At 69.4% G+C, this 24,442-nt stretch carries 29 protein-coding genes; 13 read left to right on the top strand and 16 right to left on the bottom strand.

Translation table 11 applies throughout. The features are described from left to right. Positions 1–202 precede the first annotated feature (202 nt). The 4 genes from AB0J76_RS04660 to AB0J76_RS04645 all read left to right on the top strand — a co-directional run bounded on the left by AB0J76_RS04660 (position 203) and on the right by AB0J76_RS04645 (position 3,440). On the top strand, positions 203–427 hold the full coding sequence (locus AB0J76_RS04660; RefSeq protein WP_352318442.1) for a hypothetical protein: 225 nt from the start codon (positions 203–205) through the stop codon (positions 425–427). 264 nt (positions 428–691) lie between these two features. Further along, complete coding sequence (locus tag AB0J76_RS04655; protein ID WP_352318446.1) at positions 692–1,225, top strand: PH domain-containing protein; 534 nt, start codon at positions 692–694, stop codon at positions 1,223–1,225. A gap of 96 nt (positions 1,226–1,321) precedes the next feature. Further along, the gene (locus AB0J76_RS04650; RefSeq protein WP_352318448.1) at positions 1,322–2,665 is read left to right on the top strand and encodes a helix-turn-helix transcriptional regulator; all 1,344 of its coding nucleotides are present in this window, start codon (positions 1,322–1,324) and stop codon (positions 2,663–2,665) included. Between the two features lie 100 nt (positions 2,666–2,765). Beyond that, positions 2,766–3,440, top strand: a complete 675-nt coding sequence (locus tag AB0J76_RS04645) for a FadR/GntR family transcriptional regulator (RefSeq protein WP_352318450.1) — start codon at positions 2,766–2,768, stop codon at positions 3,438–3,440. 7 nt (positions 3,441–3,447) lie between these two features. Here the strand turns inward: AB0J76_RS04645 and AB0J76_RS04640 are convergent, their stop codons facing one another. Both AB0J76_RS04640 and AB0J76_RS04635 read right to left on the bottom strand, forming a co-directional pair. Further along, the gene (locus AB0J76_RS04640) at positions 3,448–4,290 is read right to left on the bottom strand and encodes an SDR family oxidoreductase (protein ID WP_352318452.1); all 843 of its coding nucleotides are present in this window, start codon (positions 4,288–4,290) and stop codon (positions 3,448–3,450) included. Next, on the bottom strand, positions 4,287–4,574 hold the full coding sequence (locus AB0J76_RS04635; RefSeq protein WP_352318454.1) for an antibiotic biosynthesis monooxygenase: 288 nt from the start codon (positions 4,572–4,574) through the stop codon (positions 4,287–4,289). Before AB0J76_RS04635 ends, AB0J76_RS04640 begins: the two co-directional genes overlap by 4 nt. 63 nt (positions 4,575–4,637) lie before the next feature. Between AB0J76_RS04635 and AB0J76_RS04630 the strand changes: the two genes are divergently transcribed. Beyond that, positions 4,638–5,093: a helix-turn-helix domain-containing protein gene (locus AB0J76_RS04630; protein ID WP_352318456.1), complete on the top strand. Its 456-nt coding sequence runs from the start codon at positions 4,638–4,640 to the stop codon at positions 5,091–5,093. Positions 5,094–5,112: 19 nt separating this feature from the next. On the opposite strand, the gene dnaN is transcribed toward AB0J76_RS04630, so the two are convergent. The 3 genes from dnaN to AB0J76_RS04615 form a co-directional block, all read right to left on the bottom strand. Beyond that, on the bottom strand, positions 5,113–6,210 hold the full coding sequence (gene dnaN / locus AB0J76_RS04625; RefSeq protein WP_352318458.1) for a DNA polymerase III subunit beta: 1,098 nt from the start codon (positions 6,208–6,210) through the stop codon (positions 5,113–5,115). Between the two features lie 113 nt (positions 6,211–6,323). Beyond that, on the bottom strand, positions 6,324–6,977 hold the full coding sequence (locus AB0J76_RS04620; protein WP_352318460.1) for a response regulator transcription factor: 654 nt from the start codon (positions 6,975–6,977) through the stop codon (positions 6,324–6,326). After that, positions 6,977–8,395, bottom strand: a complete 1,419-nt coding sequence (locus tag AB0J76_RS04615; RefSeq protein WP_352318461.1) for a histidine kinase — start codon at positions 8,393–8,395, stop codon at positions 6,977–6,979. Before AB0J76_RS04615 ends, AB0J76_RS04620 begins: the two co-directional genes overlap by 1 nt. A gap of 109 nt (positions 8,396–8,504) precedes the next feature. On the opposite strand from AB0J76_RS04615, the gene AB0J76_RS04610 reads away from it, so the two are divergent. Together AB0J76_RS04610 and AB0J76_RS04605 are read left to right on the top strand one after the other, a co-directional pair. Next, a complete protein-coding gene (locus tag AB0J76_RS04610; protein WP_352318463.1) occupies positions 8,505–9,410 on the top strand; it encodes an ABC transporter ATP-binding protein in 906 nt (301 codons plus the stop codon). Beyond that, the gene (locus tag AB0J76_RS04605) at positions 9,407–10,138 is read left to right on the top strand and encodes an ABC transporter permease (protein WP_352318465.1); all 732 of its coding nucleotides are present in this window, start codon (positions 9,407–9,409) and stop codon (positions 10,136–10,138) included. Before AB0J76_RS04610 ends, AB0J76_RS04605 begins: the two co-directional genes overlap by 4 nt. 5 nt (positions 10,139–10,143) lie before the next feature. On the opposite strand, the gene AB0J76_RS04600 is transcribed toward AB0J76_RS04605, so the two are convergent. Further along, the gene (locus AB0J76_RS04600) at positions 10,144–11,055 is read right to left on the bottom strand and encodes an SMP-30/gluconolactonase/LRE family protein (RefSeq protein WP_352318467.1); all 912 of its coding nucleotides are present in this window, start codon (positions 11,053–11,055) and stop codon (positions 10,144–10,146) included. A gap of 56 nt (positions 11,056–11,111) precedes the next feature. Between AB0J76_RS04600 and AB0J76_RS04595 the strand changes: the two genes are divergently transcribed. Continuing rightward, positions 11,112–11,543 (top strand): Lrp/AsnC family transcriptional regulator, encoded by a 432-nt coding sequence (locus tag AB0J76_RS04595; RefSeq protein ID WP_352318469.1) that lies wholly within the window; start codon positions 11,112–11,114, stop codon positions 11,541–11,543. A 9-nt stretch (positions 11,544–11,552) separates the two neighbouring features. Further along, positions 11,553–12,059 (top strand): redox-sensitive transcriptional activator SoxR, encoded by a 507-nt coding sequence (soxR, locus tag AB0J76_RS04590; RefSeq protein ID WP_352318471.1) that lies wholly within the window; start codon positions 11,553–11,555, stop codon positions 12,057–12,059. On the opposite strand, the gene AB0J76_RS04585 is transcribed toward soxR, so the two are convergent. After that, positions 12,025–12,480, bottom strand: a complete 456-nt coding sequence (locus AB0J76_RS04585) for a universal stress protein (RefSeq protein WP_352318473.1) — start codon at positions 12,478–12,480, stop codon at positions 12,025–12,027. The two genes, soxR and AB0J76_RS04585, sit on opposite strands and share 35 nt — an antisense overlap. Before the next feature lie 114 nt (positions 12,481–12,594). Continuing rightward, on the bottom strand, positions 12,595–15,228 hold the full coding sequence (locus tag AB0J76_RS04580) for a replicative DNA helicase (RefSeq protein ID WP_352318475.1): 2,634 nt from the start codon (positions 15,226–15,228) through the stop codon (positions 12,595–12,597). A 284-nt stretch (positions 15,229–15,512) separates the two neighbouring features. On the opposite strand from AB0J76_RS04580, the gene AB0J76_RS04575 reads away from it, so the two are divergent. Together AB0J76_RS04575 and AB0J76_RS04570 are read left to right on the top strand one after the other, a co-directional pair. Then, positions 15,513–16,814, top strand: a complete 1,302-nt coding sequence (locus tag AB0J76_RS04575; protein ID WP_352318477.1) for an MATE family efflux transporter — start codon at positions 15,513–15,515, stop codon at positions 16,812–16,814. A 122-nt stretch (positions 16,815–16,936) separates the two neighbouring features. Then, positions 16,937–18,406 (top strand): amino acid permease, encoded by a 1,470-nt coding sequence (locus AB0J76_RS04570; protein WP_364388757.1) that lies wholly within the window; start codon positions 16,937–16,939, stop codon positions 18,404–18,406. Here AB0J76_RS04570 and AB0J76_RS04565 read toward each other — a convergent pair. From AB0J76_RS04565 to rpsF, 7 genes are all read right to left on the bottom strand, one after another. Beyond that, the gene (locus AB0J76_RS04565; protein ID WP_352322937.1) at positions 18,403–19,146 is read right to left on the bottom strand and encodes an amino acid ABC transporter ATP-binding protein; all 744 of its coding nucleotides are present in this window, start codon (positions 19,144–19,146) and stop codon (positions 18,403–18,405) included. The two genes, AB0J76_RS04570 and AB0J76_RS04565, sit on opposite strands and share 4 nt — an antisense overlap. Further along, positions 19,143–19,982, bottom strand: a complete 840-nt coding sequence (locus AB0J76_RS04560; protein WP_352322938.1) for an amino acid ABC transporter permease — start codon at positions 19,980–19,982, stop codon at positions 19,143–19,145. The genes AB0J76_RS04565 and AB0J76_RS04560 overlap by 4 nt, the downstream gene beginning before the upstream one ends. A gap of 17 nt (positions 19,983–19,999) precedes the next feature. Further along, a complete protein-coding gene (locus tag AB0J76_RS04555) occupies positions 20,000–20,878 on the bottom strand; it encodes an ABC transporter substrate-binding protein (protein WP_352322939.1) in 879 nt (292 codons plus the stop codon). A 183-nt stretch (positions 20,879–21,061) separates the two neighbouring features. Beyond that, on the bottom strand, positions 21,062–21,508 hold the full coding sequence (gene rplI / locus AB0J76_RS04550) for a 50S ribosomal protein L9 (protein ID WP_352322940.1): 447 nt from the start codon (positions 21,506–21,508) through the stop codon (positions 21,062–21,064). A 14-nt stretch (positions 21,509–21,522) separates the two neighbouring features. After that, positions 21,523–21,759, bottom strand: coding sequence for a 30S ribosomal protein S18 (rpsR, locus tag AB0J76_RS04545; RefSeq protein WP_020543048.1), 237 nt, complete (start codon positions 21,757–21,759; stop codon positions 21,523–21,525). A 63-nt stretch (positions 21,760–21,822) separates the two neighbouring features. Beyond that, positions 21,823–22,380: a single-stranded DNA-binding protein gene (locus AB0J76_RS04540; protein WP_352322941.1), complete on the bottom strand. Its 558-nt coding sequence runs from the start codon at positions 22,378–22,380 to the stop codon at positions 21,823–21,825. Between the two features lie 148 nt (positions 22,381–22,528). Next, positions 22,529–22,819, bottom strand: a complete 291-nt coding sequence (gene rpsF / locus AB0J76_RS04535) for a 30S ribosomal protein S6 (RefSeq protein WP_026214314.1) — start codon at positions 22,817–22,819, stop codon at positions 22,529–22,531. Positions 22,820–23,010: 191 nt separating this feature from the next. Between rpsF and AB0J76_RS04530 the strand changes: the two genes are divergently transcribed. Beyond that, positions 23,011–23,328 (top strand): hypothetical protein, encoded by a 318-nt coding sequence (locus AB0J76_RS04530; protein ID WP_352322942.1) that lies wholly within the window; start codon positions 23,011–23,013, stop codon positions 23,326–23,328. Between the two features lie 58 nt (positions 23,329–23,386). On the opposite strand, the gene AB0J76_RS04525 is transcribed toward AB0J76_RS04530, so the two are convergent. Continuing rightward, the gene (locus AB0J76_RS04525) at positions 23,387–23,566 is read right to left on the bottom strand and encodes a hypothetical protein (RefSeq protein ID WP_352322943.1); all 180 of its coding nucleotides are present in this window, start codon (positions 23,564–23,566) and stop codon (positions 23,387–23,389) included. 76 nt (positions 23,567–23,642) lie between these two features. On the opposite strand from AB0J76_RS04525, the gene AB0J76_RS04520 reads away from it, so the two are divergent. Beyond that, complete coding sequence (locus AB0J76_RS04520) at positions 23,643–24,386, top strand: deoxyribonuclease IV (protein WP_352322944.1); 744 nt, start codon at positions 23,643–23,645, stop codon at positions 24,384–24,386. The last annotated feature ends 56 nt before the right edge of the window (positions 24,387–24,442 follow it).

Raw genomic sequence — 24,442 nt, 5'->3', positions numbered from 1 at the left:
TCGGCTCCCCTTCTCCTTACGCTGGGTCGTCACTTCGTTACATACTGTGGTTGGGTGGGTACGAAGAGACAGGAAGGGAACTTCCGCATGCGCGTGGGGGAAGCACGATGAGCGACATGCCCGGTGCCGAGGAGTCCTCGTGAACGAGCGACCGACCGGCAACAGCAGCGCCCCGTCTCATGCGACCAGCACAGGAGGGCGCATGAGCGAGCACACCGAGGCCGACCCGACCCCGTACGCGGAGGTCGAGGCCGCGCTGCGCGACGAGTTCGCCGGCGTGCATTCCTCCACCACCGTAACGCGCTGTGTGGAAGCAGCGCACTACGGCGCGCTGGAGGTCACCGGCTATGCGCATCCGAGCCTTGTGGAGCGCATCGCCCGGAAGCACCTTCACGTCCTGGCGCTGGTCGCCAGCGAACGTGGCTGAGCAAGAGCCAATCCAAGATCGAAACTAACCCGCCAAGTTACCTTTACCCCGGCTACCGGGTGGGTAATGTATACGGCGGGTGGAGTGGGTTAGTGGCACGGAGGCGACAGTGCAGGTCAAAAAAGTCCTCACATACGGTGGTATCGCATTTGTGGCGTACTACCTGTTCGCACGACCAGCTGATGCCGCAGACGCGGTGAAGGGGGCGTTCGACACGGTGTTCAACGCGGCCGACTCTCTGGCCCAATTTGTGAACAACCTCGCATGAGACTGGTGACCCACGGGGACTCTGCTCCGTCGTCGGTCAACCGCTACCTCCTCCCCAACGAACAACAGGTCATCATGGTGCGGCGTCATCCCGCCGTGCTGCTGCGCCCGGTCGCCGAGGTCTTCGGCGGCCTGGTCATCGCCGGGCTCCTCAGCAAGTTCTTCGGTGGCGGGGAGTCCGGCGGCACGGCGCTCGTCGTGGTGTGGTGGCTGTGGCTGCTGCTGCTCGTGCGCTTCGTGTGGAAAGTCGCCGAGTGGTCGGTCGATTACTTTGTGGTGACGTCCAAGCGGATGTTGCTCACCACCGGGCTGATCACGCGCAAGGTCGCGATGATGCCGCTCGGCAAAGTCACCGACATGAGCTTCCAGCGATCTCTCCTGGGGCGCATGCTCGGTTACGGCGAGTTCATCCTTGAGTCCGCTGGTCAGGACCAGGCTCTGTCAACGGTCGAGTACATTCCGTATCCGGAGACCCTCTACCTGGAGGTCTGCCAGATGCTTTTCCCCAGCAAGGACGACAGCGACGATTAAACTCCGCGTGGCAAATTCTTCACGCGGGGATACCAGATTCGGCTACTTCATGCAATCATTGCGTGTTGTTGACCCTTCCCCGCCTTGAGAGATGAGATGCCGAGTCAGGGAACCATCGGTGACCGCGTCCGTGGACTGCGGCTGAACAGGCGGATGTCCCAGGCCCAGTTGGCCGGACCCGACCTGTCTGACAGTTATGTCTCGCTCATCGAGTCGGGCAAGCGCACGCCGACTCCTGTCGTGGCCCGCCTCCTCGCCGAGCGGCTGGGGTGCACCACCGAGTTCCTCCTGCACGGCATCGAGCCGCGGCAGCGCATCGACACCGAGCTGGGTCTTCGCCATGCCGAGCTGGAGTTGCAGCACGGCGACCCCGCGGTGGCGGCCGACCGCTTCACGGAGATCGTGAAGGCGGCCGACGAGGAGAACGCCATGCTCACCGCGCACGCCCGCTTCGGCCGGGCCCGTGCGCTGGAGGCGCAGGGGCGTCTCGGCCAGGCCGTAGAGGCGTTCGAACGGCTGCGCAGGGAGGCCGCCGCGCATCCCGAGCGGTTGGCCGACCTGCCGCTCACGATCGCGCTGAGCCGCTGCTACCAGCGGGCCGGCGACCGGCTGCGGGCCCGCGACCTGGCCGCGTCCGCGCTGGAGCAGGCCGAGCGGCTGTCCATCTCGCAGGGCGAGATCGCGGTCGACCTGGCCACCGCTCTGGTCGAGGCGCGCAGCGAGCGTCAGGGCGACTCCCCCGAGCTCGAGTACGTCAAGCGGGTGCTGGACAACAGCGGCGTTCCTGAAGTTATGGACCGTTCCGAGGAGATCCACGCCCTGTGGCAGGCGAGCTCCGCCGCCGCCGCCGGTGAGGACTCCGCGCTGGCCGTGCGCCTGGCCGACGACGCCATCATGGCCGGTCGTCAGTCCCGGCTCGCGCTGCAGCTCGCGCGGGCGGCGATGCACTGGTCGAGGCTGGTCACCGCGCCGCTCGACGAGGCCGAGCGGCTGGCCGCCGCCGCGTCGCGGGCCTTCGCGTCCTCCCCCGGCAGCGTCCGCGAGCACGGCGAGAGCCTGGTCGCGCATGCTCGGGTGCGGCTTCGGGCGGGCGACCAGGCGGGCGCCGCCGAGCTGGCCACCACGGCGCTGGGGCTGGCCCACGACGGCTCGGGCACCACGCCGGCCGAGGCGAACCTCGTGCTCGCCACCGTCGCGCTCGACCTCGACGGCAGTGCCATGACGCAGCTCCGTACCGCGCACGAGCTGCTCGACTCGCTCGACCGTCCGGTGTTCGGGTCCGACAGGCCGGCCGCCCGCTGCTGGCGCGAGCTGGGTGACCTCTACGGCAGGGTCGGGGCGAGGGCACAGCAGACCGCCGCATATCGTAAAGCCCTTGAAGCTGCCGGAGTTCGCTCCGCGTTGGCAGGGGTGACGGTCGAGGCCACGGTCGCGCACTGAACCTCCGGGAGCTCCAGATTTGGACTTTTGAGTCTGGAATAATTAGGGTCGACCAGTCATTGACTCATAGGATGATTGGTTTCCCCGGAGGAGGCGGACTGTGAGTCTGCGTACGGCGCAGCGGGCTTCGCTCGTCGACCAGGTGATCGATCAGCTCAAGGAGCAGATCACCTCAGGGTCGTGGCAGATGAACGGCAAGATCCCCACCGAGACCGTGCTCGCCGAGCAACTCGGAGTGGGACGCAACACCGTTCGCGAGGCCGTGCGCGCGTTGACGCACGCCGGGCTGCTGGAGTGCCGTCAGGGGGACGGCACTTACGTCCGGGCGACCAGTGAGCTGTCGGGGGCGATGCTGCGCCGGCTGCGCCAGGCCGAGCAGCTGGAGATCCTTGAGGTGCGGCGCGCGCTGGAGGTGGAGTCCGCCCGGCTGGCCGCGACCCGCCGCACCGACGAGGACATCCGCCGCATCGAGGCCGCGCTGGCCGAACGCGACCGCGCCTGGGAGCTGGACGACCCCGACTTCTTCGTCGAGGCCGACCTCGCCTTCCACATGGCGGTCGCGCACGCCACCCACAACCTCGTGCTCATCGACCTCTACGAGGACTTCTCGGCGGCTCTGCGGGCCAGCATCACGGCCGCGGGCACGTCGTTCAACAAGAGCTACATCCCGCACGACGCCATCGCCCGCGCCATCGCCGCCGGCGACGCCACCGCGGCCGAGCGGGCCGGGCACGCGTGCATGGAGCACATCCTCATCGCCCTCACCGACTCCTGACCGGCCCTCATGCGGCGGGGCGCAGCTCGGCCGCATGGTCCTTGGCGAACTCGGCGAAGCTGCGGCCAGGGCGCCCGGTCACGTCGGTGAAGGCCGTCGTCGTGAGGTCGCCCCAGTTCGCGGCGTACGCCGTGAGGTATTCCCTGGTGACGGCCGCGTCCCATTCGCGCATGCCGGCGTCGAGCATCGAGCGGTAGGCGTCGTCGGGGGCGACCGGCTGGTAGGCGATCGGCGTGCCGTAGACGTCGGTCAGGGCGCCGGCCGCCTCCCCCAGCGAGATGCTGGCCGGGCCCGTGAGCGTGTAGATGCGGCCCTTGTGCGGCGCCGGGTCGCGCAGCACCGCGGCGGCGAAGTCGCCGATGTCGCGGACGTCGACCAGCCCGATCCGGCCGTCGCCCGTGCCGCCGTAGAGGGTGTCGCCGGCGACCGAGCCGAGCAGGTTCTGCATGAAGAAGGCCGGGCGGATGACGGTCCAGTCGAGGCCCGAGGCGGCCAGCTCGACGTCGGACAGGGCGTGCAGGCGGCCGTTGCGCGTGGGGGCGTCGTGGGCGGCTCCAATGGCCGACAGGCGCACGACGTGCCGCACCCCGGCCTTCCGGGCCGCCCACAGGGCGTTCATGCTCGCATGGGGCGCCTGGGGGCCCATGGCGGTCAGCAGCCACAGGGTCTCGATCCCTTCGAAGGCGGCGTCGAGCGTGGCGGGCTGGTCGAGGTCGCCGACGGCCACCTCGATGCCCTCGGGGGCCCTGGCCGCGTCGCGCACCAGGACGCGCACGTCGCTCAGGTCGCCCAGCGACTTCAGCACGGCCCCGGAGACGGTGCCGGTGGCACCGGTGATCAGGATGGTCATCGCAATGTCCCCTCTTCTGCGGAGATCAACTCGTCGATCAGGTCGAAGAACTTCTGGATGCCGGGCAGGTTCGCGCCCTTGGCACGGGAGGCGGCGAAGTCGTCGCCCGAGCGCCAGTCGACGATGTCCAGCCATTCGTCGTCCGACAGGCGGACCAGCCGGGCGCCGAGGAAGCCGGCGCGGTCGGCCGCGAAGTCGGCGAGCATGCCCGGACGGGCCGCCAGCAACTGGCCGGCGCGTTCCGGGGACACTCTGAATCTGGTGAGTTCCACTGTCGTGGTCATGGCACGACAATATAGTAAGAATCAGTGACAGTCAAAATCAGTGACTAATTGGGAGGGCCACCCGTGCGCAGGAGTCATCGCAAGCAGGACGAACCAGACCTCGGCGTCCTGGCGGGGCGCACGCTCTTCGCCCTGCAGCGCGACCTGTTCGCCAAGCTGGCCGAGCAGGGGCATCCGGGGCTGCGGCCGCGGCACGGCGCCGTGCTGGCCTACCTGGACGAGGAGGGCAGCAGGGCGACCGACCTGGCCGCGCAGTCGGGGCAGCACAAGCAGGTGATCGGCACGCTGGTGGACGAGCTGGTCGCGCTCGGCTACGTGGAGCGGCAGCCCGACCCCGCCGACCGGCGGGCCAAGCTGATCGTGCCGACGGACAAGGCGCTGGACCACATGGCGAAGTCGGACGCGATCATCGCCGAGATGGAGGCCGCGCACGCACGGGCCGTGGGCGAGCAGGCGTACGCGGAGTTCAAGAGGGTCTTCAAGCTGGTCGCCGAGCGGCAGACGGACGCGGCGGAGTGACGGCTCGGGTCAGGCGACCTCAGGTCAGGCGCAGCGACATGACCAGGTAGCGGAAGGCGGGCTGGGCGTCGCCCGGCACGTCCTGGATGAGGGCGGGCCTGGTCGGCGACTCCATGTTGAGCCTGGCCAGCTCGCTCTCGATGCCGGTCAGGCCGTCGAGCAGGAACTGCGACTGGAAGGCGATCTGGATGTCGTCGCCGCGCAGCTCGCACGGGACCACCTCGGTGCCGCGCCCGATGTCGCCGCCGCCCGCCTGGATCAGCACCTGGCCCTGCGAGAACGACAGCCGGATCGCGGTGTTGCGCTCGGCCACCAGGGCCACCCGCTTGATCGCGTTGACGAACGGGGTCACCGCGACGTCGGCCCTGATCGACCAGTCGGAGGTCAGCCTGGCCCGGTAGTCGATGAACTGCTCGTCGAGCAGGCGCACGGTGGTGCTGCGGCCGACGCTCTCGAACCCGGCCACGCCGTCGCCCATCGCGACCGACACCTCGCCGCCGCGCAGCGACTTGGCCACCTCCACCAGCACCTTCGCCGGCACCATGGCCGAGACGGCGACGTCGGGAGCGGCCGGACGCCAGGCGAAGTCGCGGGCGGCGATGCGGTAGCGGTCGGTGGAGGCCATCGCCACGGACTCGCCCTCGATGTCGACCCGGATGCCGGTGAGCATCGGCAGCGTGTCGTCGCGGCTGGCGGCGGGCGCGACCTGGCTCACCGCGGAGGCGAACACGCCGCCGCCGATCGCGCCGATGCTCGGGGGCATCGTGGGCAGGGCCGGGAAGTCTTCGACCGGCATCGTGATCAGCCCGAACTCAGCGCTTCCGCAGGTCAGCACGGCCTCGGCGCCTTCGGTGACGATCTCGACGTCTTCGGCGGGCAGGCTGCGGCTGATCTCGGCGAGCAGGCGGCCGGGGATGAGCACGCTCCCGGACTCGACCACGTCGGCGTCGACCAGGGCGCGCGCGGAGACGTCGTAGTCGAAGGCGGACAGGCTCAGCTCCTCGCCCGCCTCCAGCAACAACCCGGAGAGTACGGGCACCACCGGGCGGCTGGGCAGGACTCTGGCGGCCCATGCCACCGCATCTGCCAGTACATCGCGGTTAACCCGGATCTTCACGAGGATCCACCCTTTCGTCGCGCCGTGCCTCTATGAAAATAGCCGCTCCCACCGACAACTCCGGCTGCGTCCGGGCACGGCTGAGCGCCCTGTGCACCATGAGCCTGGTGGGATCAGGCGCGGCTGTTCAGGTAGGCGAGCACGGCGAGGACGCGGCGGTTGTCGTCGTCGGAGGGGGCCAGGCCGAGCTTGGCGAAGATGCCGGCCGTGTGCTTGGCGACGGCGCTCTCGCTGAGGAAGAGCCGCTGGGAGATCGCGGCGTTGGAGCGGCCCTCCGCCATGGCCTCCAGCACCTCTCGCTCGCGGGGCGTGAGCGCGGCCAGCGGCTCGTTCCTGGCGTTGCTGGCCAGCAGCTTGGCGATCACCTCGGGGTCCATCGCGGTGCCGCCTTCGGCCACCCTGCGCACGGCGTCGACGAACTGCTCGGCGTTGAACACCCGGTCCTTCAGCAGGTAGCCGATGCCGCCCGAGCCGTCGGCCAGCAGCTCGCGGGCGTAGAGCTGCTCGACATGCTGCGACAGCACCAGGACGGGCAGCCCCGGGATCTGCGCGCGGGCGGCCAGCGCGGCCTGAAGGCCCTCGTCGGTGAACGTGGGCGGCAGCCGTACGTCGACGACCGAGACGTCTGGACGCAGCTCCAGCAGGCCCTTCAGCAGCTCCGGCCCGCTCTCGACGGCGGCGACGACCGTGAACCCGTGCGCCTGCAGCAGGTGGACCAGGCCGTCTCTGAGCAGGTAGAGGTCTTCGGCGACGAGCACCCGCTGCATCAGCAGGGCCCCAGACCGCCGACGCGGCCGAGTACGAGGCTTCTGTTGTGGACGAGCCGGATGCGCATGGCCGCAATGTACATGAGCGTGCCGAGGGCGATGTTGGCCACGATCACCGGCCACTGCAGGGGCTCGGGCAGGTACAGGGCGAGGAACCAGCTGCGCTCGTCGATGTGGAACGTCTTGAAGATGGCCGTGACGAGGCCCTGGGGGAACAGCGGGCACCAGGCCGTGGCGTACAGGACGGCGATCGTGGCGGCCTTCCTGGGCGGCAGTTTCGCCTGCTCGGCCTGGTCGGGAAGGACGTGCGGGACGTCCAGGGTGACGGTGGTGGGGCCGCCCGGCGGGCTGTGCAGGGCCAGCACGCCGTCGAAGGCGGCCAGGCGGCGTTCGATGCCGGTCAGCCCGCTGCCCTTGGCCGGGTCGGCGCCGCCCATGCCGTCGTCGCTGACGGTGACGCGCAGGGCCGCGCCGTTGACGCTGATGTCGATGGCCACCGACTCGGCGCCGCTGTGCCGGGCGGCGTTGGCGAGCAGTTCGCTGATCGCGAAGTAGGCCGCCGCCTCCACCGGGGGTTCCAGGCGGTGGGGCAGCTCGACGTCCACCTTGACGCGCAGCGGGCTGTCCATGGCCAGGGCGCGCACGGCGTCGGCGAGGCCGCGTTCGGCCAGCACCGGCGGGTGGATGCCGCGGATGACGGTACGCAGCTCGGTCAGGGTCTCGGCGGAGGCGTCCCTGGTCTTGGCCAGCAGGGCCTTGGCGGCGGCCGGGTTGTCGTCGATGAGCTGCTCGACCGCGCCCAGCGTCATGCCGATGGCCACCAGCCGGGCCTGGGTGCCGTCGTGCAGGTCGCGTTCGATCCTGCGCATCTCGGCGGCCTGGGAGTCGGCGGCCAGGTTGCGCACCTGCCGGAGATGGGTGATCTGGACGGCCAGCCGACTGGCGGAGGTGGCGCCGAGCAGGAGCCGGACGGTGAGGGCGTACAAACGCAGGCCGCGCGCCGGGAGCAGGACGAACAGCGGCAGCAGGCCGATCTTGACGATCGGGTCGAGCGTCAGCCAGAGCGTGTCGCGCCAGGTCGCCGGGTCGGTGAGCAGCCACTTGAACCGGTCGTTCCAGGCCGGCATGCGCGGCGACTTGTACAGCGTGCGGTCGACGCGGTAGAGGCCGTCGGCCATGGGGACCGGCGGCGGCGGCTCGGGCAGGTAGGGCGCCTCGATCTCGACGCCGGTCCAGGCGCGCAGCAGGTGGCGGTGGCGCTCGGCCGTCCGCCTGACCAGCCTGGCCTGCCACGGGAAGAAGAAGACCATCCCCAGCGCGAACGACAGCGTGATCATGGCGCCGGCCAAGGGGATCAGCGCCACCTCGACCAGCAGCAGCGCGAACAAGACCGCGACCTGCCCGAACCGTTGCAGCATGCCCCTAGTCTGCGCCAACATCCCCGCCGGGGACATTGCACCTAGATACACCCTTGCTCGGCATCTACCGAGATTCCCCGGAAAACCCGCAGCTCCTAGCGTCGATGCCATGAAGGTGATCGAAGTGAGGAACCTGCGCAAGCAGTATCCGAACCACCTCGCGGTGGACGACGTGTCTTTCGAGGTCGCCGAGGGCGAGATCTTCGGCATCCTGGGCCCCAACGGCGCCGGCAAGACCACGACCGTGGAGTGCGTGGCGGGCATGCGCCAGGCGGACGGCGGCACCGTCCGCGTGGCCGGCCTCGACCCGCGGCGCGACCGCGACGAGCTGCGCCAGGTGCTCGGCATGCAGCTGCAGAGCGCCGCGCTGCCGGAGAAGATCAAGGTGTGGGAGGCCCTGGACCTGTACGCCTCCTTCTACCCCGACCCGGCCGACTGGCGGGAACTGCTCGAACACGTCGGCCTGGCGCACAAGCGGGACGCCGCCTTCAAGAGCCTGTCCGGCGGCCAGCGGCAGCGGCTGTCGGTCGCGCTGGCGCTGGTGGGCCGGCCCCGGGTGGCGGTGCTCGACGAGCTGACCACCGGCCTCGACCCGCAGGCCCGCCGGGACACCTGGGAGCTGGTCGAGCAGGTACGCGACTCGGGCGTGACGATCGTGCTGGTCACCCACTTCATGGAGGAGGCCGAGCGGCTCTGCGACCGGCTCGCGCTCATCGACGCGGGCAAGGTGGTGGCCACCGACACGCCCGCGGGGCTGATCGCCCAGGTGGAGGCCGAGCAGCACGTACGGTTCCGCCCCTCCGGCCCGCTGGACGACGCCGTGCTGCTGGCGCTGCCCGAGGTGCGCGAGGTCGTCCGGCACGGCGGGCAGGTCTCGGTGTCCGGCACCGGCAACCTCGCCCACGTGGTCACGCTGGCCCTGGCACAGCACCAGATCATCCCCGCCGACCTGCGCATCGAGCAGGCGACCCTGGACGACGCGTTCCTCGCGCTCACCGGAAGGAAGTTGTCATGACGAAGATCCTGCTCGTGGAGGCCAAGCTGCACCTGCGCGACTGGCCGTTCATGATCTTCACCATCGGGTTGCCGGTCGGCCTGCTGCTGGTGCTGGGGCTCAGCGTGCCGGACATGACCAAGCCCGACGCCTCCGGACTGCGGTCGGTGGACGCCCACATGCCGGCCATGATGACCCTGCTCGCGCTGCTGACGCTGGCCTGCAGCGTGCTGCCCACCGTGCTGGCCGGCTACCGGGAGCAGGGCGTGCTCAGGCGCATGTCCACCACGCCGGTGCATCCCGGACGGCTGCTGACCGTCCAGCTCCTGATCAACCTGACCGTCGGGGCCGTGTCCACGGTCGTGCTGATCGTGGCCGGGATGGCGGCGTTCGGGACGTCGGCGCCCAGGCAGTGGCTCGGGTTCGTGCTGGTCTTCCTGCTCGGCACCGCCGCGCTGATGGCCATCGGCCTGGTGATCGCGGCGCTGGCGCCCAACGGGAAGGCGGCCTCGGGGATCGGCTCGGCGGTGATGTTCCCGCTCATGTTCGTCGGCGGCATGTGGCTGCCGCGCGAGATGATGCCGGACGCCCTGCGCAAGGTCAGCGACTTCTCCGTGGCCGGGCCGTTCGCCCAGGCGCTCAAGGACACCTGGGCGGGGCAGAGCCCCCAGCTCCTGCACCTGGTGGTGATGGCCGCGGGGCTGGCGGTGTTCGGGGGCCTGGCCGTGCGGCTGTTCCGGTGGGAGTAGGGACGTCAGCGGCGGGCCCAGACCGGGCGGGCGCCGGTGACGTTGGTCATCAGGGAGTAGAGCGAAGAGGAGGAGGCGATGAACAGCCGATTCCTCTTCAGCCCGCCGAACACCAGGTTCGCGGTGAACTCCGGCAGCCTGAGCCGGCCGATCAGGGTGCCGTCGGGGTCGTAGCAGAGCAGCGCCTTGCCCGCCGCGGCCCAGACGCGGCCGGTGTCGTCGAGGCGCATGCCGTCGAAGTTGTCGGCCTGGGTGCCCTCGGCGAAGATCCGGCCGCCCGACAGCGTGCCGTCCTCGCGCACCTCGAAGACGCGCAGGTGCCTGGCCCTGGTGTCGGCGACGTACAGCAGCTTCTCGTCGAGGGAGAAGGCCAGGCCGTTGGGGCGGACGAAGTCGTCGGCCACCACGCGCACCTCGCCGGTCACCGGGTCGGCGCGGTAGACGTGGCAGCCGTCGATCTCCTGCTCGGCCACGACGCCCTCGTAGTTGCTGGTGATGCCGTACGGGGGGTCGGTGAACCAGACGGAGCCGTCGGAGCGCACGACCGCGTCGTTGGGGCTGTTGAGGCGCTTGCCCTGCCAGCGGTCGGCGATGACGGTGATCGAGCCGTCGGGCTCGGTGCGGGTGACGCGGCGGTTGCCCTGCTCGCACGAGATCAACCGGCCCTCGCGGTCGAGGGTGTTGCCGTTGGTGTAGCCGGACGGCTGCCGGAACGGGCCGACGGCGCCGGTCATCTCGTCCCAGCGCAGCATGCGCTCGTTGGGGATGTCGCTCCAGACCAGGAAGCGGCCGGCCGGGAAGTAGACCGGGCCCTCGGCCCAACGGGTGCCCGTGTGGAGGCGTTCGATCCGGTCGTCGCCGCCGATCGTGGCGAAGCGCTCGTCCAGAACTTCGAACTCGGTGGGGATCGTGTCCATGGCGGCCACCATACGCCATTCGACCATCACTACATTTCGCCAGATAGCATTCTGTTGTGGATGACATCGACAGGACACTGATCGGCCTGCTGCTGGAGGACGCGACGCAGTCGTACGCCGCGCTCGGCAAGGCGGTGGGGCTGTCCAGCGGGGCCGCGCACGAACGCGTGCGCAAGCTGCGCGAGCGCGGCGTGATCAGGCGCACCACGATCGAGGTGGACCAGGCCGCCCTCGGCCGCACGGTGACCGCCTACGTGCTGGTCGACGGCGCGAGCTGGATGGGCGACAGCGCCGGCCTGCTGGCGCGCATCCCCGCCGTCGAGGAGGCCCACGTCATCGCCGGGCCCGCGTCGCTGCTGCTCAAGGTGCGCACGTCCAGCACCAAAGAGCTCCAGGACGTCCTGCGCCAGATCTTCGAGGTGGACGGCGTGACCGGCACCCAGACCGTCGTCGTGCTGGAGACGTTCTTCGAACGAACCCTCAAGTAAGCTTCAGGTATGGTCGCCTGGAACAGCAGAGAACTGACGGTCGGACAGCTCGCCGAGCGCAGCGGCGTGGCCGTCTCCGCGCTGCACTTCTACGAGACCAAGGGGCTCATCGCCAGCCGCCGCACAGCGGGCAACCAGCGCCGCTACCACCGCGACACGCTGCGCAGGGTCGCCTTCATCCGGCTCTCGCAACGCCTCGGCATCCCCCTCGCGACCATCAAGGACGCGCTCTCCGAGCTGCCCGACGGGCGCACCCCCACCCGGGAGGACTGGGCCAGGCTGTCGGCCGCCTGGCGCGGCGAGCTCGACGACCGCATCGAACAACTTCAGCGGCTGCGCGACGACCTGACCGACTGCATCGGCTGCGGCTGCCTGTCACTCGACCGGTGCCCGGTGGCCAACCCCCGCGACCGGCTCGGCGAGGAGGGACCGGGCGCCCGTCGTATGGACACCCGGCTGTCCCCGCCCAAGGTCTGCTGCGTCACGCCTTCGGCTGCGCAGCCGGCGGAACGATGAGCGTCGGCCGGCGGGCGTGGTGCAGCACATGGTTGGACACGCTGCCGAGCAGCACCGACCTGACCCCCGCCAGGCCACGCGAACCGGTCACGATGAGCGAGGCGTCCAGCTCGTCGGCCACGTCGACGATCGTCTTCCAGATCGACTCGTTGTCGGCGACCGCGCGGTGGCTCACCTCGGGCAGCCCGGCGGCGGTGGCCAGCTCGGCGCCCTCCTTGGCGTAGTACTCGGCCTGGGCCTGCCCCTCGGTCTCGGTCTCGGGGGAGATCGCCCCCGCCGCCAGCGGGTGCTTCCTGACCTGCACGAGCAGCGGCTCCCACACGGTGACGACGACGGCCGGCTGGGCGGCCAGGTGCTTGGCGGCGAACTCGATGGCGCTGCGCGAGTCGGCCGAGCCGTCGTAGGCGATCAGGATGGTCATGGCGTTCTCCCCTTTGCTTCAGTCATCGGGTAAAGCGCCCCGGTGATCGATCGCCATCCCTTCCGCGCTGTCTGCTTTGTCACACCTTGACCCGGCTTTCGCGGTTCTTCGGGGTCAGTGCTGGGCCATGTCCACGAAACGGCTGTAGTGCCCCTGGAAGGCCACGGTCACCGTGGCGGTGGGGCCGTTACGGTGCTTGGCCACGATCAGGTCGGCCTCACCGGCCCGGGGGGACTCCCGCTCGTAGGCGTCCTCACGATGCAACAGGATGACCATGTCGGCGTCCTGCTCGATGCTGTTGTGCACCGCGATGCCGTTGGCGACGAAGTTGTGGGTGCCGAGGACCGTGGCGTCGAACACCGGCTGATCGCCCAGGCTCTCGATGGATGCGACCTCGTCCCAGAACACGTCGTTCGTCGCCAGCATCTCCATGTCGGCGTCGTCGAGGATCGAAGCCACCTTGCCCAGACGTTCCCGGCTCGGCGCGTGCTTCCGCAACGTGCTGCCGCAGAACTGGGTACCGAGCCGGGCGGAGAACTCCCGGTGAGTCATTCCGCGCTCCGACAGCACGCCGCGCACGCGGTCCCAGATCTCGCGGGGAACCGTGTCCAGGTTGGTGTTGCCCTTGATCTCCCGCAGCCGGCCCGCGGACGCGTCCGCCTGCGCCGACCGCTCGCCGTGCACGCCCACCTCGTCCAGGAACCGCAGCTGGTTCTCGGCACCGTAGACGGCCAACTGGTATCCGGGCCTGTGACCGTCCTTCCGCACCTCCTTCACGCGGGTCATCACGTTGAACCGGAGGAGCAGCCGAGCCACGTCGTCCACCAGCCTGCGGCTCGTCGAGGCGTAGTAGATCCTCGACTGACCGCTCTTCGCGTCCCACCACACACAGCCATCGGTGGCCCACAGGTGCCGCAGGAACAGCGCGATCTGCTTCTTGGGCAGGGAGAAGACCCCATCAGGGACGAACTTCTCATGGCTCCGCAACCCGAAGAGCCCCAAGCCGTCCAGCCAGGCGGCGACGGGGTTGCGCCTGCCGTGCGTCAGCCGGTGGGGAGCCGGCAACCTCAAGGTGGTGACCCGTGCGGCAGCGTACTCGTCGCGGACGGCACTGATCCCGAAGTGCTCGGCCGCCCGCGTGACCGCCGTCAGGCAGGCCTCGTCCGTGCTCGCGTAGCGGATCGGCTGGCGCTTGACGAAGGAGCCGTCGCCGATCATGTGCGCGAGCAGCACGATCTCCGCCTCCGACCACTCCTGGAGGCCCTGCGGGGCCGGAACGTGACGTGGAACCGCCAGCCGGGACCCGGTGGTCAGCTCACCCAGCGGCCGCCAGCCGTCGTAGGTCAGGAAGGGGTGGTTCGCGGTGGCCTCGATCTCACGCCCCGAGCGCAGGCGCAGGCGGAAGACCTCCTTGACCCCGCTCGGGAAGGCGTGGGTCATCGTGCGCGGCACGAGCCGCAGCCGTTCGTCGAGCGACCACACCGGGATGTCCCGCGCGCCGCTCTCCAGCAGTTCGCCGATCGACACCTCGGCGCCGGTGTCGGCGCGCATGATGCGGGTGGCGGCGGTCAGGCAGCCCGATTCGCGAAGGTCGCTGACCGCCGGGCGCTTGTCCGTGCGCTGCTCGGGGCCTCGGTTGAGCTGGGAGATGGCGATGACCGGCACCTCCAGCTCCTTGGCCAGCAGCTTGATGGCACGGGAGATCTCCGAGACCTCGTTCTGGCGGCTCTCGGTCTTCTTCGGCGAGCTCATGAGCTGGAGGTAGTCGATGACCACGAACCGCAGGTCGTTGCGCTGTTTGAGCCGCCGGCACTTGGCCCGGATCTCCATCATCGACATGTTGGGCGAGTCGTCGATGAACAACGGCGCCTCGGCCACCTCGCTCATCCTGCGCGCGAGGCGGGTCCAGTCGTCGTCGCCCATCATGCCCGAGCGCATCGCGTGCAGGGCGACCCTGGCCTCGGCGGACAGCAGACGCATGGTGATCTCGTTGCGGGACATCTCCAGCGAGAAGATGACAGTGGTCATTCCATGCTTGATCGCCGCAGATCGTGCGAAATCTAGACCAAGGGTGCTTTTGCCGATGGCCGGGCGGGCGGCCACGACGATCATCTGGCCCGGGTGGAGGCCGTTGGTGAGCTGGTCGAGGTCCTGGAAGCCGGTCGGGACGCCGACCATCTGGCCGCCGCGGCTGCCGATGGCCTCCAGTTCGTCGAGGGCGCCCGGCATGATGTCGGCCAGCGGCGCGTAGTCTTCCGACGTGCGGCGCTCGGTGACCTTGTAGATCTCCGCCTGGGCGCGGTCGACGAGGTCGTCGACCTCCTCGTTCTGGCCGCCGTAGCCGAAGGAGACGATGCGGGTGCCGGCCTCGATGAGACGGCGCAGGATCGCCTGCTCGCGCACGATCTTGGCGTAGTAGCCGGCGTTGGCGGCCGTGGGGACGACCGCCGTGAGCGTGTGGAGGTAGGCGGCGCCGCCCACCCGGGCCATCTCGCCGCGTTTCTGCAGCTCGTCGAAGACGGTGACGGCGTCGGCGGGCTCGCCGCGGCCGTAGAGGTCGGTGATGACGTCGTAGACCATCTGGTGGGCGGGCCGGTAGAAGTCGTCGGACCGCAGGATCTCGACGACGTCGGCGATGGCGTCCTTCGACAGCAGCATGCCGCCGAGCACCGACTGCTCCGCCTCGATGTTGTGCGGCGGGGTGCGCTCGAAACCGGGGCCTCCGCCGCCCTCTTCGTCAATGCTCACCGCGCCCCCTCGAACAACCTTGCAGGCGGTCGCACCACCCCCACTTGTAGCCGACCGGTGTGACAGTTTCGCTCGTTCGGCGCGTGAGGGCAACGCGGCCTGTGGACAACGCTGTGGGTGAGCTGTGCACTATCGCGCTCAGGGTGTGAAAGCTCTGTGGACGAGCCTGGGGATAACTCTTTCGGATATGCACCGATCATCGTCTGACCTGGGCAAACAGTGTCCACCGACTGTGGAGGAAAGAAAGTTGGCCCGACACGCCGTGTAATGGCCATAATAGACAAATGCCCATTACACCCCGGGACCGGGAGATTCTGCGGCTCGCGCTGCCGGCGTTCGGCGCGCTGGTCGCCGAGCCGCTCTTCCTGCTGGCCGACTACGCCATCGTCGGCCACGGCCTCGGCACCACGGCCGTGGGCGCGCTGGGGGTGGCGGGGGCCGTCCTGGCGACGCTGGTGAACCTCTGCGTCTTCCTGGCCTACGGCACGACGGCGTCCGTGGCGCGGCAGAGCGGCGCCGGCAACCACACGCGGGCCATGCGCAACGGCGTGGACGGCATCTGGCTCGCCCTGTCCATCGGCGTCGTGCTCATCGCCCTGGGCTGGCCGCTCGCGCCGGCCATGGTGGACCTTTTCGGAGCCGGTCCCGACCAGGCCGCGCTGGCCGTGACGTACCTGCGGATCAGCCTGCTCGGCGCGCCCGGCATGCTGGTCGTGCTGGCCGGCACCGGGGTGCTGCGCGGTCTCCAGGACACCGTCACGCCGCTGGTGGTGGCCGTGGGCTCGTTCGCGCTGAACGCGGCGCTGAACGCCTGGTTCGTGCTCGGGCTGCAGTGGGGCATCGCCGGCTCTGCCTGGGGCACCACGCTGGCCCAGACGCTGGGCGCGGCCGTCTACCTCGTCGTGGTGGTCAGGGGCGCGCGACGGCTCGGCACGCCGCTCATGCCCGACCTGGCGGGCGTCCGGCAGGCCGGTACGGCCGGTTTCGCCCTGCTCATCCGTACGGTGTGCCTGCGGATCGTGCTCATCGTGGGCACGGTGGTCGCCACCAGGATGGGCCAGGCCGAACTGGCCGCGTACGCCATCGCCGGCCAGGTGTGGAATCTGATGGCCTTCGCCCTGGACGCGATCGCGATCGCCGGCCAGGCCATCACCGGACGCTCGCTCGGCGCCGGGGACACGGTGGCCACCAGGGCCGCGACCAGGCGGATGATGCAGTGGGGCCTGTGGTCGGGCCTGGCGCTCGGCGTGGTGGTCGTGGCGGCCAGGCCGCTGCTGCCCGGCCTGTTCGGCGCCGACCCGGCGGTGACCGGCGAGCTCCTGGCCGTGTTGTGGCCGGTCGCGCTGTTCCAGCCGATCTGCGGCGTGGTGTTCGTGCTCGACGGCGTGCTGATCGGCGCGGGCGACCAGCGCTACCTGGCCTGGGCCGGGGTGTGGACGACGCTGGCGTACCTCCCGGCGGCGTTCCTGGCCGCCGGGTTCGGCGTGGTCGCGCTCTGGTGCGCGCTCGGGGTGTGGATGATCGCCCGATTGATCACCCTCGGGCGGCGCGCGGCCGGCACGGCCTGGCTGGTGACCGGCGCGTAGCCGATCCGACCAGCCGCGTCCCCCCTGCGCACGCCCGGACGCCGGGTCACCGTAATCGTCCTGTGCTTGCCGTTGTCCAAGTGGTGAGACAGAGTGGGCGAGTTCCCTGAGCGGGGTGTTCCGTGTCCACGATTCTTCGACGACTGCCACCGTCAGAGGCGACCGGGTTACGCACCGGCGCCCGGCACAGCCTGCCCGAGGTCTACCGCCCGGCCGACCTCGTCGTTCTCGGGCTCGGCGTCATCATCGGCGCCGGCATCTTCAGCATCGCCGGCGAGCAGGCCCACACCATGGCCGGTCCCGGCGTGATCCTCTCGTTCATGATCGCCGGTATCGCGTGCCTGCTCGCCTGCCTGTGCTACGCCGAGCTGTCGTCCACGATGCCGACCTCGGGCAGCGCCTACACCTTCACGTACGTCATCTTCGGCGAGGTCTGGGCCTGGATCATCGGCTGGGCGCTGATCCTGGAGCTGCAGTTCGCCGCCGCGGTGGTGGCCAGGGCGTGGGCGTCCATCGCGGTCAAGGCGGTCGCCGACTTCGGCGTGCGGGTGCCTCAGGGCGTGGACGACGTGCTCGTCCTGGTCATCCTGGTGCTGCTCACGGGCATCGTGGCCGTCGGCGCGCGGGTGGGGCTCCGGGCGCTGTGGATCATGGTGTCGGCCAAGCTGCTGGCCATCGGGGCGGTCATCGTCGTGGGCCTGACCCACATCGACGTGGCCAACTACGGCGACTTCTACGTCGAGCCCAAGGCCCTGCCCGTCCGCCCGCAGACCATCATCGAGCTCTTCGCCGGGCACGGCATGGCCTTCGGCTGGTTCGGCGTCTTCGCCGCGGCCTCGGCGATCGCGTTCGCCTACATCGGCTTCGACATCGTCGCGACCTCGGCCGAGGAGAGCGTCAACGCGCCGAAGTCGGTGCCCAAGGGCATGATCCGCAGCCTGGTGATCGCCACGGTCATCTATCTGGCGGTCGCGCTGGTCATGGTGGGCATGGTGTCGTACACCAAGATCAGTGGGGACGCCCCGCTGTCCAGCGCGTTCCGTGCCGTGGGCGTGGACTGGATGGTGCACGTCATCGACGCGGGGGCGGTGCTCGGGCTGACGACCGTGATCCTGGTGCTGATCGTGGGTCAGACGCGGGTGCTGTTCTCGATGGCCCGCGACGGGCTGATCCCGCGCGGCCTGGCCACGGTCAGCCGCAAGTACCACACCCCGTCGCGGGTGACGCTGGTGATCGGGTTCATCGCGATCGTGCTGGCCGAGTTCGTCCCGGTGCTCACCATGCAGGAACTGGTCGTCATCGGGACGCTCTTCGCGTTCCTGTTCGTGGCGGCCGGGGTGATCGTGATGCGGCGGCGCATGCCGCACCTGGAACGCGGCTTCCGCGTGCCGCTCTCGCCGCTGCTGCCCGCGCTGTCGCTGGTCGCCACGCTGTGGCTGATGCTCAACCTGCGCCTGCTCACCTGGGCGTGGTTCGTCCTGTGGATGGCCTTCGGCCTCCTGGTCTACCTTCTGTACGGCCGCCGCCACAGCCTGCTGGCCACCCCGCGGGCGGCCCCGGCCGAACCCGGCCGGGGCCGCCACCGTCGCTAGAGGCGTCCGGATTCGAGCACGCTGCGCAGGAACTCCCTGGTGCGCGGCTGCTCCGGCGCGGCGAAGATCTTCTCCGGCGGGCCCTTCTCCACCAGCACCCCGCCGTCGAGGAAGCACACGGTGTCGGAGATGTCGCGGCAGAAGCTCATCTCGTGGGTCGTGAGGATCATCGTCATCCCCGACTCCTTGAGCTCCCTGACGATCCCCAGCACCTCCACCACCAGCTCGGGGTCGAGCGCCGAGGTGACCTCGTCCAGCAGCATCAGCCTGGGCTGCATGGCCAGCGCCCGGATGACCGCCACCCGCTGCTGCTGCCCGCCCGAGAGCTGGTCGGGGTAAGCGCCGGACTTGGCCGCGAGCCCGAACCTGGCCAGCAGCTCGTGCGCCTGCTCCTCGGCCTGTTCCTTGGACGTCCTGAGCACCCGCCGGGGCGCGAGCGTGATGTTGTCGAGCACGCTCATGTGCGGGAACAGGTTGAACGCCTGGAAGACGATGCCGAGCCGCTTGCGCACGTCGTCGACGTCCACGCGGGGGTCGGTGATCTCCTGGCCGTCGAGGTGGATGGCGCCGTCGTCGACGGTCTCCAGCAGGTTCACGCAGCGCAGGAGGGTGGACTTGCCCGACCCGGACGCGCCGATCAGGCTGACGACCTCGTGCGGCTGCACCTCAAGGTCGATCCCGCGCAGCACGCTGTGGCCGTGGAAGTTCTTCCACACCCCTTCGATGGTCAGCAGGCTCATGCGCCACGCCTCCTGCGCGTACGGGCGGCCAGGTGGTCGGTGAACCTGGCCATCGGGATCGTGAGCAGGATGAACACCAGCGAGGCGACCAGGTAGGGGGTGTAGTTGAACTTGCTGGTGGCGATGATCTGGGCCTGCCTGAGCGCCTCCAGCGGCCCGATCGTGGCCACCAGGGCGGTGTCCTTCTGCAGCGAGACGAAGTCGTTGAGCAGCGGCGGCACGACCCGGCGGGTGGCCTGCGGAAGCACCACGAACCGCATGGCCTTGACGTGGCTCAGGCCCAGCGAGCGGGCGGCGGCGATCTGGCTCGGATGCACCGACTCGATGCCGGAGCGGAACACCTCGGCCACGTACGCGCCGTACGACAGCGTCAGCGCGATCACGCCCAGCGTCGCCAGGTCGGTCGGGATGCCCTGCAACCGCAGCGCGGGCAGCCCGAACCCGATGAGGTAGATGACCAGGATCGTCGGCACGCCGCGGAAGACGTCGGTGTAGAGCGTGGCCAGGGCCCTGATCGGGAAGAACGCGGGCGCGGTGATGCCCCTGGCCAGCGCCACCAGCAGCCCGACGATCAGGATCAGCGGCTCGGCGATCAGGAACATCTTGATGTTGAGCAGGAACCCTTCCAGCACCTTGGGCAGCGCGGCGACGAACCATTCGGGCGCGAAGAACGCCTCCCGTACCCGGGGCCATCCGGGCGAGTTCGTGACCAGGACGGCGACCAGGACGATGAACACGATCGTCGAGGCCGTCGCGATCGAGGCCGAGCGGCGCGCCCGTGATCGGCGGACGCGCTCGCGCTCAAGCTGCCGTTGCGAGGGGACGTGCTCGCTCACGGGCTTACTGGTCGGGCTCACGACAGTTCGGGCGCGCCCGCCGCCGAGCCCAGCCATTCCTGCTCGATCTTCGCCAGCTCACCCTTCGACTTCAGCGAGTCGACGGCCTTGTCGACGCAGGGCTTGAGCGCGCTGCCCTTCTCCATGACCAGCCCGAACTCCTCCGGCGTGCCGCCGGTCGAGCTGAACTGGCCGACGATCTTGGAGTTCTCCACCTGGGCGGCCGTCACGTAGAACGCGGTGGGCAGGTCGACGACGATCGCGTCCACCTGCTTGTTCTTCAGCGCGTTCACGGCGTCGACCTGGTCGTTGTAGACGTTGGGCTCGGCGGAGGGCTTGACGACGTCCTTCACGCCGGCCAGCGACGTGGTGCCCACCTGGACGCCGAACTTGGCGTCCTTGAGCTCGGCCACGCTCTTGGCCTCGGCGAACTTGCTGCCCTTGATCGCCACGACGGCCTGCTTGACCGTGTAGTAGCCCTTGCTGAAGTCGACGGCCTTGGCGCGGTCGGGGTTGATCGAGACCTGGTTGACGTCGAAGTCGAACTGCTTGGCCCCGGGTGCGAACGCGGAGTCGAACTTGACCGTGCTCCACTCCACCTCGGTCCGGTCGAAGCCGAGCTCACCGGCCACCGCGAACGCCACCGCGCTCTCGAACCCCTGGCCGTTGCTCGGGTCGTCGTTCTTGAACCACGGCTCGTAGGCCGGCTTGTCGGTGCCGACCGTCAGCTTGCCGCCGTTGACGAGCTTGAGCTGGTCCTTGGCGCAGGCGTCGGCCGCCGTGGAGCCGGTCGCGGCGGGACCGGTCGCCGTGGCGGCCGGCTGGTCGGCCGGGGCACATGCGACGGCCCCTACCGCGAGCACACCGATCGCGAGCAGCATCGTGGAACGGGCCATGGCAGAGCCTCCAGGGGGAAACACACACAAAGAACGCAGGCATTCTACGCTGCCCCGATAGGGATTAAGTGCGCAGGTCACCAGGTCAGCCGGCCCCGCCGGGGAACGCGTCGCCGTGGCAGCCGGTCGCCCGGAACACGAAAAAGCCCCTCTCCTGGCGGAGAGGGGCTTGATCAGCGTTCGTCAGCCGGCCACGACGTCGACGTCGACGGACGCCGACACCTCGGGGTGGAGCTTGACGGTGATCTTGTGCGACCCGACGCTCTTGATCGGGTTGCGGATCTCGATGCGACGGCGGTCGAGGATCGGGCCGCCGGCCGCCTTGACGGCGTCGGCGATGTCGCCCGTGGTGATCGAGCCGAACAGCCGGCCCGACTCGCCCGCGCGGGTGGACAGCCGCACGCGCAGGGCGCCGAGCTGGCCGGCGACCTCCTTGGCGGTGCCGAGGTCGCGGATCTCGCGAGCGTCGCGAGCCTTCTTGATGGTCTCGATCTGGCGCTCGGCGCCACGCGTCCAGCGCATGGCGTAGCCGCGCGGGATGAGGTAGTTACGGCCGTAGCCGTCCTTGACCTCGACGACGTCGCCAGGGGCGCCGAGGCCGGAGACCTCGTTGGTGAGGATGAGCTTCATGTCGACAGACCTCCTTAGCGCGCGGTGCTCGTGTAAGGCAGCAGAGCCACCTCACGGGCGTTCTTGATCGCGGTCGCCACGTCGCGCTGGTGCTGGGTGCAGTTGCCCGTCACCCGGCGCGCACGGATCTTGCCGCGGTCGGAGATGAACTTCCGCAGCAGCGCCGTGTCCTTGTAGTCGACGTATGAGATCTTGTCGTGGCAGAACAGGCAAACCTTCTTCTTGGGCTTGCGCAGTGCCGGCTTAGCCATCGTGGTGCTCCTCTCAGAGCCCCGCCTTTCGGGCGGGAATGGACTCGGGCTTGTGGACAGGTGTTAGAAAGGCGGTTCGTCGCTGAAGTCGTTGCCGCCGCCGAAGCCGCCGCCCTGGTTGCCGCCACCGCCGCCGCCGAAGCCGCCGCCACCGCCCTGGTAGCCGCCGCCCTGGGGCGGGGCGGGCGAGGCAGAGGCCCACGGGTCGTCGGCGGGACCGCCGCCGAAGCCGCCGCCACCGCCGCCACCCTGGCGGGTGGTGCGGTTGACCTTGGCCGTGGCGTTGCGCAGGGACGGGCCGACCTCGTCGACCTCGACCTCATAGACCGTGCGCTTCTCGCCTTCCTTGGTCTCGTAAGACCGTTGCTTGAGCCGCCCCTGCACGATGACCCGCATGCCGCGCTGGAGGCTCTCGGCGGCGTTCTCCGCCGCCTGCCGCCACACGTTGCAGGTCAGGAAGAGGCTTTCGCCATCCTTCCACTCGTTGGTCTGGCGATCCATGAACCGCGGAGTGGACGCGATGCGGAATCGAGCCACCGCTTGACCCGTCGGGGTGAAGCGCAGCTCCGGGTCGTCGACAAGGTTGCCGACGATGGTGATTACGGTGTCGCCTGCTGCCATGGCTAGCGCTCGCCTTCCTGCACGCCTTCGCTTGGATTACGGCTCAGAGTACGGGTGCTCTCCGACAAAAAGCCGGTGGTCGTCAACAAGAAACCCGCTCGTTGGGCCGCCTCCCGGGGGGACGGCCCGCTTCGCGGCTTTCCTGTGGCTAGTGCACGTCCGGGCGCAGGACCTTGGTGCGCAGGATGCCCTCGTTGAGGTTCATCTGGCGGTCGAGCTCCTTGACCGTCGCGGGCTCCGCGGACAGGTCGATGACGGCGTAGATGCCTTCCGACTTCTTGTCGATGTCGTAGGCGAGACGGCGACGGCCCCAGACGTCGACCTTCTCCACGGTGCCGCCGTCGTTGCGGACCACGGTGAGGAACTGGTCGAGGGACGGCGCGACAGTGCGCTCATCGAGCGAAGGGTCCAGAATGACCATTACTTCGTAACGACGCATGCGGGACTCCAACCTCCTCTGGACTTTTGCGGTCACGACACTCTGCCGTGACAGGAGGACGCTGACGTCAGGCCGCGGCGCCCCATTTCGGCGCCCCGGGGCGATGGGTCACCCATCACAACGCAGCGCTGCCCAGGTTACCAGCCACGAGTAGGTGGGAAGGCCTGTAGGAAACCAAGGGGGTGGCGGCTGTGCCACATGTGCTTCATCCCTCCGAAAGGGAGCGGTTCAGGCTCACGCTCAACACCGACGGACGCTCTCACCCGGTGGAGAACGGCCTGGCGATCGCGACACTGGTGTGCGGGCTCGTGGCGTTCGTCGCCGCGTTCTTCCCCGCCGCCCACGTGATCTCGTCCTGGATCGGCACGCTCGGTTTCGGGACCGGGCTCTACTCGCAGTACATCTCGGTGACCACGCCGCAGCGCTCGGTCAACATCGTGGGCCTGGTGGCCTCGTTCGTGGGGGCCGTGCTCGGCATCGCCCACGGCGGCTTCCTGCCGCATCCTTGACGGGCCCCGCACCCGGCCGACGGCCCCGGTGACGCCGGGGCCGTCGGGTATATGTGACTCACCTGCCGATGTGCAGGTCGATGCCGAGCAGCACCAGGAACCAGAGGAACACCGCGAGCAGGGCCTCGGCGACGTCCCGGAGGAGACCCGGGGTGATGTAGTCGTGGAGCCAGGCGACGTAGATTCCGACGATCACGTAGACCAATAAGATCAGCGCCCGCAGCCGCCAGCGTGTCATGTGCGCTCTCCTCGGGGGTAGGGGGTGCCGGGCGTCTTCCCGGAGGCCGTTGCGCCAAACGGATAAGCTCCTTGACATGGTGCGTATCGGAGCTCACGTCGACCAGGACGATCCCGCCGCTCACGCCGAACGGGTCGGGGCGGAGGTCGTGCAGTTCTTCCTCGGCGACCCGCAGGGCTACGCCAAGCCGGTGCTGCTGGACAAGCCGGTCGAGGGCGTCGACGTCTACATCCACGCCCCCTACCTGATCAACGTCGCCACGACGAACAACCGCATCAGGATCCCCAGCCGCAAGCTGCTCGAACAGCACCTCAAGGCGGCCGCGGGGATCGGCGCCAAGGGCCTGGTCGTGCACGGCGGCCACGTCAACAAGAGCGACGACCCGCAGGTGGGCTTCGACAACTGGCGCAAGGTGTTCGAGCGCATGGAGTGCCCGATCCCCGTGCTCATCGAGAACACCGCGGGCGGCGGCAACGCCATGGCCCGCAAGCTGGAGCGCATCGCCCGTCTGTGGGACGCGCTCGACGGCTTCGACGTGGGCTTCTGCCTCGACACCTGTCACGCGCACGCGGGCGGCGAGGAGCTGGTCGACCTGGTCGAGCGGGTCAAGGCGATCACCGGCCGCATCGACCTCGTCCACTGCAACGACTCGCGCGACGACTTCGACTCCGGCGCCGACCGGCACGCCAACCTGGGTCAGGGGAAGATCGACCCGGAGCTGATCCTCGCGGTCTGCCGGGCGGCGGGCGCGCCGGTCGTGGTGGAGACGCCGGGCGAGGGCCAGGCCGACGACATCGCGTTCCTGCGCAAGAACCTCTGAACGTCTCCCGGCCGAAAACACACAGCCTGTGGATAACTTCCCTGGATTACCGAGGC

It is taken from the genome of Nonomuraea sp. NPDC049624 (assembly GCF_040675255.1).
Taxonomy (GTDB): Bacteria; Actinomycetota; Actinomycetes; order Streptosporangiales; family Streptosporangiaceae; genus Nonomuraea.
This window is presented reverse-complemented; position numbering and strand designations above follow the sequence as displayed.